Here is a 14,331-nt window from a genome sequence, read left to right on the forward strand (position 1 = left end):
TAGCCCGCCTTCTAAGAACGGAGACGCAGGATTTATAATTCACCGGCCTTCAAAGACGACGAGGTCGAGAGCAATCGGACCACCATCCGGAACGCCCGCTTGGCCAATCTGGTTACCGCCACGATGGACGGACCGATGCCACCCCCGTTTTGCTTTTCCCTGACGAGAGCGAGGGCGAACACGGCACGCTGTACGGACACCTCGCGAGGGCTAATCCGCACTGGCGTCTGCCCTGCTGGGCGAGGCCCTCGCAATTTTCGCGGGCCCTGACGCCTACGTGTCGCCGTCCTGGTACGCGACCGAGCAAGGGACCAATAAGGTCGTGCCAACGTGGAACTACGTCGCCGTCCATGCTTACAGGCCTGTCCAACTCTTTCAGGAGCCGGAAGGGCTACTGCGTGCTGTGACGCGCCTGACCAACAAACATGAGAGTGGACGCCGCAAGCCGTGGGCTGTCGCGGATACGCCCCCGGATTTCGTCGCATCCGAGCTGCGCGGCATCGTGGGGATCCGGATGCCGGTCACTCGCTTCGAGGGCACGCGCAAGATGAGTCGGAACCGTCGGGAGGCGGATCGTGTCGGCGTCGCTACAGGCCTCGCTGTGGGCGGGAACGCTCGGGATCGCGAGGTCGCGGCTATCATTCCGCTTCCAGCGGAAACGACCGCTGGAAGATGACGTTTTTTGACTGAACCGGAATTCTCAGAGGAAAAAATCTCATCGATGACGTGCCCCTGTTCGGAAGATCTTTGTGAACGCGCTCTGGCGAGCGGCGCCCGCACCGGGCTGGAGGCAGCCCCAGAGAACATGCGAGAACTTCGCAGCGTGGGACGCCGACATCCGGCACCAGCCCGGCTCAGCCGCGAGATATACTTGAAGACTCCGAGCGATCGAGGATGGACTGGGGCAACTCCGGCCGCCCAGGTTGTTGGGATCGTCCATCGGACATACCGCGGTCAGCCCCTGAGACGGTTTTGCAGTGCCCGCCGATCCGCGACGAGGTTGTCGAGGTTCAGCAGCTCGGGCGGTTGTCCTTGAGCCAATTGGCTAACCAGCTCTCGGGTGCCATCCACCACGTACACGCCACAATCATAACTGTTCTGCTGCTGGGCCATGCGGGCTCGCTCGAGGCGAGCATGCAGCACTTCTGCGAGCTTTTCTGCATGGGTGTGATTGCGTCTCTCGGCGGAGTCGTAGTGATAGGCAACCGGCCCTTCCGGCGCGTGACGATCAAGGAGCAGCAGGGACCAATGGCAACCGCCATCGCCCTCATCATCGTTCACTGGCAGAAAGAGGAAGCGGGCGGTATCGTTACCATCCTGGTCGTTGACAATTCCCTGCCAGTTTTCCAGGAGAACGTCCTCGTTCGGGGTCCTGCGCAGCACATGGGCTGTCACGGGCTCTACGAACCGAGTCCGGGCCGCCAGATCCGGATTTTCCCTCTGCAAGTGCCGTAGCAGGAGTGCGTAATCCGCCGCGATATGCTCGTCGCCCAGCCATTCCATGTCGCAGAGCAAGCGCCCGCGGTGTCCGTGGATCGAGGTTGTCGGATCCCAAGTCCCGACTACAGCATCGGACGGCGTGCGCGGAAATGCATTGTGAGCATCGTCACGCAGCTCGTACGGTGTGGACGGCGACTGCGCGGCGACAGGCAATGATGGCGCGGCTTCCCAGGCGGGCCACAGACTCCAATCAAAGTCAGACGGTATCTGTAGCGACCAGGTTGAGGTGGACCCGGCAGGCTCTTGCCGTGGAGCTTGCTCTACCTTCTGCGTCTGTTCAGGGATGGTGATGCCGTACGGTGGACCCTCTTCCTCTACCACGCAAAGCAGATCCTGATCGTCACCGTCCGGAGGGAGCTCCTCTGGCCAATTGTGCTCCAGAGCAACGCCCTCGACGTTCCTCTGGCGGACTTCGATTGGCGCTATTCCGCGCTCGGACCGGAAGTCCCGGAGACGATCTAGAGCCGTAGGAACGGCGCGCCTCTTAAGACCGCTTTCGAAGTTCGCGGCATCGAGGTCCAGCGAGCCATCATTGAGCCGAGCAGCGATTCCCGACTTTTTATTTGCAAAAAGCCACTGACTGAATCTGCGCAGAGGACGAACATATAGGGTTTCAGCCGTGATCGCCTCGTACCCCGCGCCGATCAGTGCGGGCTCGAGACCTGTTATAAGGGAGGCGTCCGCAGAGTAAAAGGCAGCCGGAGTGCGTTTGCTCGCTCCGTCCCGGAGATGAGTCAGCGCCGCATTGACAGCTTTATAGCCGCCGACCTTTCTATAGAGGTTGGCATCTTGATGCAGTTCATCGACGGACGTGTCGTTAAGTTGAGCAGCAATGCTATTTTTCTTGTTCTGGCGAAGGTAGCGACTGAAATCGATGAGCAGGCTCGCATAGCTGTTAGCTGTACTTGAAGTACCCTCTGTCGCAGCTTGCAGTTTGTACTTCTTGATGAGATCCGCGTCGTCGGGATAGGGAGACTCGTCAACGGCCCCTGCGCTCATCACAACTTGGCTGGCCGAGTGAGTGGCCGTGGCAAGACTTTCTGGACTGAAGATCCTCCGCCTCTTCGCCGGCGCGGAATCCACTGTTCCATGCTCATAGTTGATCATCACCTCTTCGCCCCGCGGAAGGTTGCTTATATCTACCGCATGCAATAGTTCGTCGAAGTCCTGCCGGTGCTCATGCCGCCAGCTCGGAGCCGGGAAGACCTCGTTAGGGCCGCGAGCCTGGTACCCGCTCGCAGTCAGATCGAGAGACAGCTGGTCGTTATCCTCCGCTGACGGCATCCCTGGCCAATCTAAGGTTTGCTCAGGAACACTCTGGTCATCCTCCCCGGGAGAGAGCTCCTCTGGCCAGTTGAAAGGCCTCTGGGAGGCGCTCTGCTGTGCGGCGGTCTCCGCCGCAATCTTACCTCGCCCTGTCATTGGAGCGATTCCGCCGGCCGATTTGAATGCCCGGAGATGGTTTAGTGCCAGACCGGCGAAGTGAGCAGGTCACGCTAGAGACGGCGTGCGCCGCGGGGGCGGTCGCTGGCGAGAAGCTGGCTTTGACCTCATCGCCGAGTTCCTGTCGCATCTGGCGAGCGAGCTGATGGCAAAAATACCCCTCCCGCAGAACAGACCAAGCGATTAGGAGTTTAGGTAAGGCATAGACGCGATGACTTCAGCTTCGCGGTGGCGCGCCGTGGAGGGGACAATTCGTTTCCTACAATCGCGTTCGGCAGCACCGTAAGCAATCGCATTGTCACTATCAAATATTGCCGTGGCTCGTTGCACCCGTACCGGACGGCTGAAGGCCGGTCAGTGATAGACGAGCGGACCTGGATCGTAGCCAGATTATATGCCACCCCTGAATTCGATAGGCGCCAAACTCATTCTGCAAGGGCAGCGCACTTGCTGATGGACCCCTTGCCGCACCAGGCTCCGGCAAGTCCTTCGCGAGCTCCGATGTATTCCAAACTTCGCGGGCAACCCAAATCTATCTAACGACGAAAACTATTTCCTTTGTCCTTCTAAGGAGATGTCCACGGTTTCGAAAAACGATTTAACGCATCGTAGGCGTCTTTTGTCGGACGTCGTAACTATGTACGTTTTGAAATCGATGCTGAGTTCGTCGACTGTTTTATAGACCAACTCCTCTGCCGGAAACACGCTGTCTTCGAGAAGAATTCCGATGCCGATTCCATGCAGAACAGCCTCCTTCAGAACAGGATAAGTCGCCATTTTGATAACGTTAGGCGTGCTTATACTGTTCTCAAGACACGCTTTCTCTACTTCTCGGAGGGTCAGCGAACCATCCTCGGTCAAGATGATTCTTTCTTGTGAAAGTTCAGCGAGAGTGAGTGTCGGTCTAGAGGCAAGTCGATGCTCTCGCGGCATGAGCGCCATTAGCCGAGCTCTGCTTAACTCCACGTGGAATAGGTTGGCAATGTCATCAGGCTCAGTAATGATAGCAATATCGACATCCCGCGCTTCGAGTCGCTGCTTAGCAAGCTCCCAGGGCACGAGTGAGAACGTGATTCTTACTGCGGGAAAATGCCGGTTGAACTCGGAAATAATTGGCATCGCCGGACGCGGCGCGTTTGCGATCACCGTTAGATGTCCGGCCGATAGGTCACTGTAGGCATTGATCTTCTCCCCGACGAGCTGCTCAAGGACGCGAACGCGATCAGTTAGCGCAAACAGTTCCTGAGCCGGTTTGGTCGGCTCGAGCCCGCTGCGATGTCGGATAAAGAGTGTCGTCCCCATATGTTGCTCAAGCTTGGCAAGGTGCTGGGTGACGGCCGATTGGGTGACCCCGAGAACAGCTGCAGCTTCCGAAACGCTTCTCTGCCGGAAGACCTCTGTGAAGGCCGCAATCTGGTGAGAACTGATTTTCATGCCCCGACGCCTGCTCCTCCTGTTGCCGCGAGTCCAATTTCCGACGCGGCAAGGCCCTTTTGCGGCCCCTTGCCTATCATTTGAGGTCGACACTATAGGTGCGGGCCAAGGTGGCCTTAGCGCCACATGTTCAGGTGATTGAGGTGGACATATTCAACCTCCGTCTTGATGTATTTTGATCAGCATTTTCGAGTGACGATCGAAATAACTTATCGGCGGGAGGGCTCTCCAACGATTGTCCCGTCTCTCGGATGCGTTCCTACTGCGGTAGCTGAAAATGAACATCAGATGGGACCGTCAAACTTCTGCTTGTCCAAGCACCACCGGCGGCGCGTTATTGCTATTTTAGAGCCTATGCAAAACCATGGTCGCCTCTGGTCGGCAAGGCGCGACAGAAAAAAGCTTTCTAATTTCGATTGCGCCCTTTGCGCACCGTTTCCGCAGGGAGCCTCTCGAGCACTTAAACTGCTTGTTTGGCGCATTTTCTCGGCGGAATCAGAAGAATCCGCGATGATTTTCTGCACATACTCGCCCTGTGGTGCAGAATAAGATTGATGTGGCCGATCTAATGCGCACCATTTAATTGAAGCAATGCTTCCACCATTAGCGGGGCTAATAACAAGACATTTCCGCGTTAACTCCGCTTGCTACGCATCGTCTCCGGAAGCAGGCCGCAAACGGCTGTACTCTCAAGAACCACAGAGAGCGCAACGCTTACGCACTACGAAATCGCGCGTGTCGAGGAGGTGATCCTCTCCCCATCGGAAAGGGGATAGGGCGCCGTCTGCTGACTTCGCTACGAACTAGGAGAGACGAATGAAAATAAGCAAAGACCGAATCCTCACGACCCACGTCGGCAGTCTACCGCGGCCCCCTGCATTGGAGGAGATGCTGCTGGCGAAAGAGAAAAGCGAACTGGATGGCGACCGCAGTCCGTTGCTGGAGCCAAGCATCAGTTCAGCTGTCGTCGACATCGTAAGAAAGCAATCGCTTATTGGCCTATCGGTTGTCGATGATGGCGAGATGAGCAAATACGCGTATTCGACCTACGCGCGGGAGCGCATGACTGGCCTGACGGGCGTTGATCAGCCGCTTGCATTATCCGAGCTCGCGGAGTTTTCGAATTTCGCAAAGAGGGTCAATCTAGATATCAAAACTCCGGCCTGTGTGGGACCCATCCAGTATCAGGGAGAGGCTGCCGTGGCGACAGATATCGCCAATCTCAACGCGGCACTCAATACGGTTTCTGTAGAGGAAGCCTTCATGAACGCCTCCTCTCCGGGCATCATGGCACACTACATGCCGAACAAATTTTATCCATCGCAAGAGGCCTACCTCTATGCGTTGGCCGACGCGATGAAGAAGGAATATGACGCTATTGCTGCATCTGGCATCCTGCTGCAGATCGACTGCCCTGATCTGGCGCTTGGACGCCATTTCCGGGCGAAACCGATGGAAGTCGCGGAATTTCGCAAGGAAATTGCCCTTCACGTCGAAGTCCTCAATCATGCGCTCCGCGACATTCCCGCCGATCGTATGCGACTACATCTATGTTGGGGCAATTACGAATCGCCCCACCATCACGATATCGATCTGCATGAGATCTTCGATATCATCATCAAGGCGCGGCCCATGGCACTTCTGCTGGAGGCGGCAAATCCACGTCACTCGCACGAATGGAGCTTCTTCAAGGAGACGCGGCTCCCCGACGACAAAATTCTCGTGCCCGGCGTCATCGACACCTGCACGAACTACATTGAACATCCCGAGGTCGTTGCTCAGCGCATCGAACAATACGCCAATTTGGTTGGTCGGGAACGAGTGATCGCCGGTACCGACTGCGGCTTTGCAAGCTTTGCAACCTTCCACACTGTCGATCCCGACATCGCCTGGCGCAAGCTCGAATCACTTGTGCAAGGCGCCGAGATTGCATCTCGCCGGCTCTGGACCGCGAATTCCAGGTCATCCGCTCAGGCCGTTGCCTCCTGACAGCTTGCAGATAGCTGAGATGAAAATCATTCAAATCACCGACTTACACCTGGTTCCACCTGGCGATCGTCTCTTCGACAACGACCCGGGTGAGCGCCTGAAGGCCTGCTTCGCAGATGTCGCCAAGCACCATGCAGATGCAGAACTTTGCGTCATCACTGGCGATCTCGCTCACCATGGCGAGCGAAGCGCCTATGTTCGCCTGCGCGAAGCGCTTGAGATGCTGCCGATGCCGGTGCGGCTGCTCATGGGAAACCATGACGATCGCGCTAATTTCCACAGCGTATTTCCTGACGGCCCCCTTGATGATTTCGGCTTCGTCCAATCAGCGCTCGACACGCCGGCCGGGCGCTTTCTTTTCCTCGATACGAAGCGCTCCGACAGCCATGCGGGCCTCTATTGTAAGGACCGACAGACGTGGCTACGCGCTCGTTTGGAGGAGGCGCAAGGCAAGCCAATCTATCTGTTCATGCATCACCCGCCGCTGCAGGTTCACTTCCGGCCCGCGGACGACATCATGCTCGACCACGGGGCGGCATTCGGACAGATCCTCGAGGGACATCCCATCCGTCATTTGTTCTTCGGGCATGTGCATCGTCCAATCGCCGGAAGCTGGCAGAACATTCCCTTTTCCACTCTGCGAGGGCTCAATCATCAATTGTGGCTCGATTTCAGTCACAAGCGGGGCATTCCCTGCAGCATGGAGCCGCCCGCTTACGCAATCGCGTTCCTGAACCCGGATGCCGTGGTGATCCACACCCACGACTTTCTCGATGCAAGCGCAAAATACCTGTACGAGCCGGACCTGCCCGTCGAGAGGCAAGTCGTTCCAATGGCACGACGAGCGCAATCTTAAACCCAAGCCGGCGGGGGGCTCCTCGCCGGCCATTTCACGCCTGCCCGTCCGTCGTCTGGCCCCGGCGGAAGCGGTTGTTCGCACCATTGGGCTCTTATTTTCAGAACTCGAAGGAGCATTCACATGCATTTATCACGCCGTACGTTTCTCCAATCTTCTGCGGCCCTCTCGGCTGCGGCCGTGGTCGGCTCATTTGCCGGTTCGGCCTCCGCAGCATCGGACACCGCGACCATTGCCTCGGTCTACGATCTGTCTGGACCATTCGATGTGTACGGCGCTCCGTCCAACATGTGCACGGAATTCGCCGTGAAGGAGCTGAACAACGCTGGAGGGCTACTTGGCAAGCATGTCGTCCTGAAGGCGTATGACTGCCAGTCGGACATCAACAAGGGGCCCCAATACGCGCAGCAAGCGGCGCTCAAGGACAAGGCCGTCATGGCCGTGGGCGCTCTGACGGGAGCTGCCCGCGAGGCAACCCGGCCGGTCCTGCGCAAGTACAAGGTGCCCTACTTCTATGGTTCGATCTATGAGGGCGGAGCCTGCGAGCAGAACATCTTTTGCTGCAACACTGAAGGCAATCAGCAGGTCGTGCCACTGCTCGAGTGGTCGTTCAAAAATCTCGGCAAGAAGCTCTATTACATCGCTTCCGACTACAACGCGCCGCGCACCTTCGGCGCCTGGAATCACGTGATGGCCAAGCGCGAAGGCGGTGAGGTGCTGGCCGACGATTATTATCCGCTCGACGTGACGGACTTTACTGCCGCAATCGCCAAGATCCAGGCGGCAAAGCCGGATTTCATTCACTCATGTCTGGTTGGTGGCCCCTCGATGTCTTTCTACCGGCAGTGGGCCGCAGCGGGGATGTTGAAGAAGATTCCGATTGTGTCGATCATTTTCGGTGGCGGGCAGGAGCACGAGATCTTGGCCCCTGAAGAGACGAACGGGATCTACGCGGCGTACAACTATTTCCAAGAGCTCGATACGCCACAAAACAAGGCCTTTCTGGCGCGCTTCGCCGAGGCGATGGGCCCGAATCACTCCTACATCAATGGCGAGGCGATCGGTGGCTACAACACCGTCATGTTGTGGGCCGAAGCCGTCAAGCGCGCGAATAGCTTCGAGCGCGATGCGGTTATGAAGGCCTGGGAAAGCGGGATCACCTGGGAAGGGCCCGGCGGAAAAATGGTCACAGACGGGCGGACGCACCACACAACCCAAGACGTGCGTATCATCAGGGTCGAAAATCGCGTCTGGAGCCTGGTTGCAACCAAAGAGCAGATCCAGCCGGACAGCTATGGTGGCAGGTGCGACGTGTTCGCCCATCCGAACCAGACGGAATTCCTTATGCCGCAGATCTAGCACATCGAGCTCGCGGCGCCGCATTTTCCAAGCGGCGCCTCGGCCTGATGCCTGTGTTTCTCACAACCCGAAAGGAGAGCATTGCTCTTTTACCGGGCCGCCGAAGGAGAATTCTCGTGAAATTGTCCCGTCGTACGTTTCTTGGTGCTTCCACCGCGCTTTCCGCTGCGTCCATCGCCGGCTCTTTTTCCGAACGCGCCTCGGCCGCGGCAGATACCGTCGTTATCGCCTCGCTGCACGATTTGTCGGGGCCTCTCGATATCTACGGCGCACCATCGAGTTTGTGCATGAAGGTCGCCGTCGAGGAGATCAATGCCGACGGCGGTCTGCTCGGCAAGAAGGTCGAGCTCAGGGTCTATGACGGCCAGTCCGATATCAACAAGTACCCGCAATATGCGCAGAAGGCGGCACTGAATGATCGGGTCGTCATGGTCCAGGGAGCACTCAGCGGCGCTGCGCGCGAGGCGACGCGCCCCGTGTTACGCAAGTACAAGATACCATTCATCTACGGCTCCTTCTATGAAGGTGGGCTTTGCGAGAAGAACACGTTCTGCGTCAACACGGGCGGCACCCAACAGGTCGTTCCGCTGCTTGAATGGTCGTTCAAGAATCTCGGCAAGAAGCTCTACTATATCGCGTCGGACTATAACGCCCCCCGCAACTTCGGCACCTGGAATCACGTGTTGGCCAAGCGCGAAGGCGGCCAAGTGGTAGCCGACGACTACTACCCGCTGGATGTGACGGATTTCACCTCGGCGATTGCAAAAATCCAGACGGCCAAGCCGGATATCGTCCATTCCTGCCTCGTTGGCGGTCCGGCCATGTCGTTCTATCGACAATGGGCGGCGGCCGGAATGCTGAACAAGATTCCGATCATTTCGATCGTGTTTGCCGCAGGCAATGAACACGAAGTTCTTGCTCCAGAAGAAACCGACGGGGTGATCGTCGCCTACAACTACTTCCAGGAACTCGACACGCCCAAAAACAAGGAATTTCTGGCCAAGGTCGAAGCCGTGGCCGGCAAGGACCATCCCTATATCAATGGCGAGGTGTTCGGCGGCTATAGCGGCGTCATGCTCTGGGCCGAAGCCGTCAAGCGTGCCGGCAGCTTCGAGCGGGAGGCGGTTCTGGCTGCCCTCGAAGGCGGTATCCGCTGGGACGGTCCGGCCGGGATCATGACCACGGATGGCCCCACCCACAACACGACCCAAGACGTTCACATCATTAAGGTCAAGAATCGCGTCTGGAGCCTGATCGAGAAGAAGGAGCAGATTCCGCCGGATACGTATGGCGGCAAATGCAATGTCTTCACCAATCCCAATCAGACCGATTTTCTAATGCCGCAGATCTAGGTGGGCCGGCGCACGCGGCACCACATTTTTCGGGGCGCCGCAGCCCGATTCGCCTGTCTCCGTTTTCACGAGCCGAGATGAATTATGGACCAGTTCGTCATATTGTGCTTCGCGGTGGTCAATTCCATTGCGCTTCTCGCTCTGATCAGCCTGGGGCTCGCCGTCATTTTCGGCATGATGCGTGTGATCAACTTCGCCCATGGCGAGTTTATCATGCTCGGCGCATACGCCACCGTGATCGCCAATCATGCCGGCCTCAATCTTTGGCTCTCCATGATGGTTGTCGCGCCTATAACCGTCGGCCTGATCGGCGCTTTGGTAGAGCGCCTCATTATTCGCCGGCTCTACGGGCATCTGGTGACCACGATGCTGGCGACCTGGGGGCTCAGCCTGTTCTTAATTGGCGCGGTGACCGCCATGTTTGGAAATACAACGATGGGCGTGAGCGCGCCGCTCGGCAATATTCCGATTGGTGCATATTCCATCGGTGCTTACCAACTCGTCTTGATCGCGATCACAGCTCTGCTCGTGCTATGTTCTCTCCTGGCATTGCACGGGACGAAATACGGTCTGATCGCACGGGCTGCGATGCAGAACTCGGAGATGGCCGCGACCCTCGGGGTCGATTGTGATCGCGTCTATGCTGTCACTTTCATCATCGGCGCCGCAATCAGCGGCTTGGCCGGCGCGCTGCTTGCGCCGATATCCGGTGTCCTTCCGCACATGGGCGCGGCCTACGTTGCACGCGCTTTTGTCACCGTGATCAGCGGTGGTGGCGCCCTGATTACAGGCTTCCTGTCGGCGGCAACGATCCTCGGGCCAGTTGAGGCGCTGCTTTCCTATTTCGCGACGCCGGTCGTCGGCCAGGCCTCGCTGTTGCTTTTGGCCGTGATCATCCTGCGCCTGTTTCCGACGGGCGTCTCCAGCTTTTGGACCGGAGGGAGATAGAATCATGCTGCTCCAACTCAGATATGCTTTGTTTCCGGCCGCTCTCGTGCTGTTCGCGATCCTTGGGCCGTTCGTTCTGGAGCCGTTCGACCTCGTCAATCTGTCAGCGTTTTCGGCCATGGCGATTGCAGCTCTCGGTCTCGCCTTCGTCTGGGGGACACTCGGGATCCTGAACCTCGGACATTCGGTTTTTTTCGGTCTCGGAGCCTACGCCTATGCCATGTCCGTATCTAACGTCGGCGACAGTACGATTGCGGTCTTGATTGGGACCGTATTGCCGGTCGTATTCTCGCTAGTCCTTGGCTACTTCCTATTCTTCAGCCGTCTGGGGGAAGTCTATCTCGGCGTCATTACACTCTGCGTGACGCTGATTTTCTATTCCTTCATGACCTCAACGGCCGATCCCTGGTTTCACATCGGTCCGGTGCCGCTCGGTGGTTTCAATGGAATCACAGCAGTACCGTCGCTCAATATCCCGGGTGAGGTGCAAGGATTTCTGTCGATCGAGGCAACGTTCTCGATATGCCTGGTGTCGCTCGCCGGCATTTACATTCTGCTCTCGTTCCTGCGTATGAGCGATGCCGGTCGGATCATGACCGCGATTCGCGAAAGCGAGTTGCGAAGCGAGCTTCTTGGCTACGACATCCGACTCTACAAGCTGGTTGGCTTTGCCATAAGTGCTGCCATTGCGGGCCTTGGAGGAGCGCTTTACACGGCAGTGATGGGTTTTGTCAGCCCGAACGTCTTCGATCTCTCACAAGCTTCGCAATTCGTTCTGTGGGTAATTGCCGGGGGGCTCGGGACCTTCGTCGGACCAGTCGTAGCAAGCTTCGGTTTCCAGCTTCTCAGCAGCCAACTCGGTGCCAACACGGTTTTCAATACCGAACTTATTTTCGGCGCGACGATCATCCTGTTCGTCCTGCTGGCTCCGCAGGGCCTGCTGCCGATGATCCTCAAGCTGTCGAATCTGAGGTTCCCAAACGGTTTCGGCAGGTTGCGGAGGAAGGAGAAACCGGCATGAGTGGCTCACCGATTCTCGCAACACGGGGTCTCGTTAAGCGTTTCGGCGGCGTTGCAGCGGTTGACGGTGTCGACCTCGATGTGGCGGCCGGCGAAATCCGCTGCCTCATCGGCCCAAACGGCGCCGGCAAGAGTACGTTGTTCAAATGCCTGACGCATCAGCATCAGCCGACCAGCGGCCACGTTCTTTTCGAGGGTCGAGACCTACAGGGGCTGGCGACCCATCGTATCGCGCGATTGGGGATTGCCATCAAGAATCAGATCCCCAGCGTTTACGCCAACCTCGACGTTCGGGAGAACATCCGCCTTGCGGCGCTGCGCAGAAGCCCTGCAAAGCGTGAGCTCGAGAGGGTCGTTGATGGGGTGCTGGCCGAGATCGGCTTCGACTCGTGTCTTGCCAGGCAATCGACAGTTAAGCTTTCGCACGCGCATCGTCAGTGGTGCGAGCTTGGCATGCTGCTCGCGACTGATCCCCGGCTTGCGCTGCTCGACGAGCCAACCGCCGGCATGACGCGTGACGAGATGCTGAGGACCGTCGATATCATCAAACGTCTCAATGCCCGCGCCACGGTGATCGTGGTCGAGCACGATCTGGAGTTTATCACCCGCCTCGCACAACGAGTTACCGTCTTGCACAGGGGAAAAGTGCTGGTTGAGGACACGATGGATAAGATCGAGGCAAACGAGACTGTTCGAGACATCTATCTCGGCCGCAAGAAGGACGCCATTCATGCTGAAAGGTGAACGGTTGGTCTCCGGATACGGCAAGACGCCGGTTCTGCGCAGCTTAAGCTTTGATCTCGGCGCTCACGAGATCCTGGGGATCATCGGCGTCAATGGCATGGGCAAGACCACGTTGCTCAAGACTGTCATGGGGTTGTTGCCGGTCGAAGTTGGCCGGATCGTGCTGGACGGGGTTGCTATCGAGGCTCTGCCTGCCCATCGACGCAGTCGTCTGGGCTTTAGTTACACGCCGCAAGGCGGTGCGGGTTTTCCCAGCCTGACCGTCAAGGAGAACTTGCTGCTCGCGGGCATGATGCCCGGTGTCGGCAACGCAAAGCCGCTTGGCGAAATATTGTGTCTCTTTCCGAGGCTGGAAAAGCTTCTCTCTCGCCCCAGCTCAGCGTTGAGTGGCGGCGAGCGGCAGCTGCTGGCCCTGGCGCGCGCCATGGTTCGCTCGCCGAGGCTTCTTCTACTCGATGAACTGACAGAGGGCATTCAGCCTTCGGTGACAGACGAAATCGCCGAATGCCTGTTGTCTATACACCGGTTAGAAAAGACGGCCATGATCATTGCCGATCAGGATCTCAGTTTCGTAGCCTCGCTGGTCGGCCGAGCGCTTGTCGTCCAGAAGGGACAGATCGTGGCGGAGCGCAACCCGACTGAACTCCTCGCCGATAGTGTCTTCGACAGAGACTGAGATCATGCTGGCGCTGCCCCGTCCCGGCGATGCTGGAGTGTCACCAGTGTCCTGCTGCTCAAGATTTCGCAAGACAGCCTCTATAAGTCCGAAAATCATGATCAATCCGTTCAAAACGAGCCCCGACCGTTGATTTGCAGAGCAGCTATGACCGCCAAAACCCTCTCAGTCCAACCGACCGTCCATCCAGCCGCGCAGCTGCACGTTACAACACTCGGTGCATATTGCGAGATTGGTGCGCGCACAATCCTGCGAGAAGTGACGATGGGTGACTATTCCTACGTCGAAAACGACTCTCAGATCATCTACACAACGATCGGAAAATTCTGCTCGATTGCGGCAATGACCCGCATCAACCCTGGCAACCATCCGATGCACCGCGCGAGCCAATCGCATTTCACTTATCGGGCGAGCGCCTATTTTCCCGGTGAGAGTGACGAGGCAGACTTCTTCGATTGGCGGAGGCAGCATCATGTCCACATCGGCCACGATGTCTGGATCGGTCACGGCGCAATCGTACTTCCAGGCCGCAACATCGGCACCGGTGCCGTGGTCGCAGGCGGTGCAATCGTTACCAAAGACGTGCCGCCTTACACGATTGCAGCGGGCAATCCGGCCCGCCCCGTCAGGCCGCGGTTCTCGGATGACATCGCCGGGCGGCTCACCAGGCTTGCCTGGTGGGACTGGGATCATGAAAGCCTGCATGCGGCGCTGGCGGATTTCCGCAAGCTAACGATTGAAGATTTTCTGAGCAAATACGAAGCAGTCGATCTCGCCAGGTTGGATTCTCCGCGTTGATCGGTTCGAGGAAATTGGCTTTTGGTTGTCAGAGGCTCGAGGCTTGTTCCCCTTGGCCGCTCTCGCAACCGCTCATTGAAATGGGGATCCCGTTTCGGTCCCGATTGCGTCGCTAAGATCAGTAGCTCCCGCTTGGCGGAGGAACGGAGCGCACTTCTCCAGTCGCGCACTCCGGAAGCCAAGCGCCACCTTTGGGACGCTTTGTCAGAAAT

11 protein-coding genes and 1 pseudogene are annotated in these 14,331 nt (G+C 57.8%); 10 read left to right on the top strand and 2 right to left on the bottom strand.

All coding sequences use genetic code 11. The features are described 5' to 3' along the window. Positions 1-30: 30 nt before the first annotated feature. Positions 31-676, top strand: a pseudogene (locus QA645_RS38685) (FMN-binding negative transcriptional regulator). Between the two features lie 278 nt (positions 677-954). Here the strand turns inward: QA645_RS38685 and QA645_RS38690 are convergent. Then, complete coding sequence (locus QA645_RS38690; protein WP_283046288.1) at positions 955-2,607, bottom strand: Ulp1 family isopeptidase; 1,653 nt, start codon at positions 2,605-2,607, stop codon at positions 955-957. A gap of 885 nt (positions 2,608-3,492) precedes the next feature. Next, positions 3,493-4,377 carry a LysR family transcriptional regulator gene (locus tag QA645_RS38695; RefSeq protein WP_283046289.1) on the bottom strand — a complete coding sequence of 295 codons (885 nt, stop codon included), beginning with the start codon at positions 4,375-4,377 and terminating at the stop codon, positions 3,493-3,495. Positions 4,378-5,193: 816 nt separating this feature from the next. Here QA645_RS38695 and QA645_RS38700 point away from each other — a divergent pair. From QA645_RS38700 to QA645_RS38740, 9 genes are all read left to right on the top strand, one after another. Continuing rightward, the gene (locus tag QA645_RS38700) at positions 5,194-6,366 is read left to right on the top strand and encodes a cobalamin-independent methionine synthase II family protein (RefSeq protein ID WP_283046290.1); all 1,173 of its coding nucleotides are present in this window, start codon (positions 5,194-5,196) and stop codon (positions 6,364-6,366) included. Between the two features lie 19 nt (positions 6,367-6,385). After that, positions 6,386-7,222 (top strand): phosphodiesterase, encoded by an 837-nt coding sequence (locus QA645_RS38705; protein ID WP_283046291.1) that lies wholly within the window; start codon positions 6,386-6,388, stop codon positions 7,220-7,222. A 123-nt stretch (positions 7,223-7,345) separates the two neighbouring features. After that, on the top strand, positions 7,346-8,581 hold the full coding sequence (locus tag QA645_RS38710; RefSeq protein ID WP_283046292.1) for an ABC transporter substrate-binding protein: 1,236 nt from the start codon (positions 7,346-7,348) through the stop codon (positions 8,579-8,581). Positions 8,582-8,697: 116 nt separating this feature from the next. Then, positions 8,698-9,933: an ABC transporter substrate-binding protein gene (locus QA645_RS38715; RefSeq protein WP_283046293.1), complete on the top strand. Its 1,236-nt coding sequence runs from the start codon at positions 8,698-8,700 to the stop codon at positions 9,931-9,933. 84 nt (positions 9,934-10,017) lie between these two features. Next, entirely contained in the window at positions 10,018-10,881 is an 864-nt protein-coding gene (locus QA645_RS38720; protein ID WP_283046294.1) for a branched-chain amino acid ABC transporter permease, read from the top strand. Positions 10,882-10,885: 4 nt separating this feature from the next. Further along, complete coding sequence (locus tag QA645_RS38725; RefSeq protein ID WP_283046295.1) at positions 10,886-11,902, top strand: branched-chain amino acid ABC transporter permease; 1,017 nt, start codon at positions 10,886-10,888, stop codon at positions 11,900-11,902. Then, positions 11,899-12,645 (top strand): ABC transporter ATP-binding protein, encoded by a 747-nt coding sequence (locus tag QA645_RS38730; RefSeq protein ID WP_283046296.1) that lies wholly within the window; start codon positions 11,899-11,901, stop codon positions 12,643-12,645. The genes QA645_RS38725 and QA645_RS38730 overlap by 4 nt, the downstream gene beginning before the upstream one ends. Next, positions 12,632-13,321, top strand: a complete 690-nt coding sequence (locus tag QA645_RS38735) for an ATP-binding cassette domain-containing protein (RefSeq protein ID WP_283046297.1) — start codon at positions 12,632-12,634, stop codon at positions 13,319-13,321. Before QA645_RS38730 ends, QA645_RS38735 begins: the two co-directional genes overlap by 14 nt. A 147-nt stretch (positions 13,322-13,468) precedes the next feature. Then, positions 13,469-14,119, top strand: coding sequence for a chloramphenicol acetyltransferase (locus QA645_RS38740; protein WP_283046298.1), 651 nt, complete (start codon positions 13,469-13,471; stop codon positions 14,117-14,119). The last annotated feature ends 212 nt before the right edge of the window (positions 14,120-14,331 follow it).

The sequence above is a fragment of the Bradyrhizobium sp. CIAT3101 genome (genome assembly GCF_029714945.1).
GTDB lineage: Bacteria > Pseudomonadota > Alphaproteobacteria > Rhizobiales > Xanthobacteraceae > Bradyrhizobium.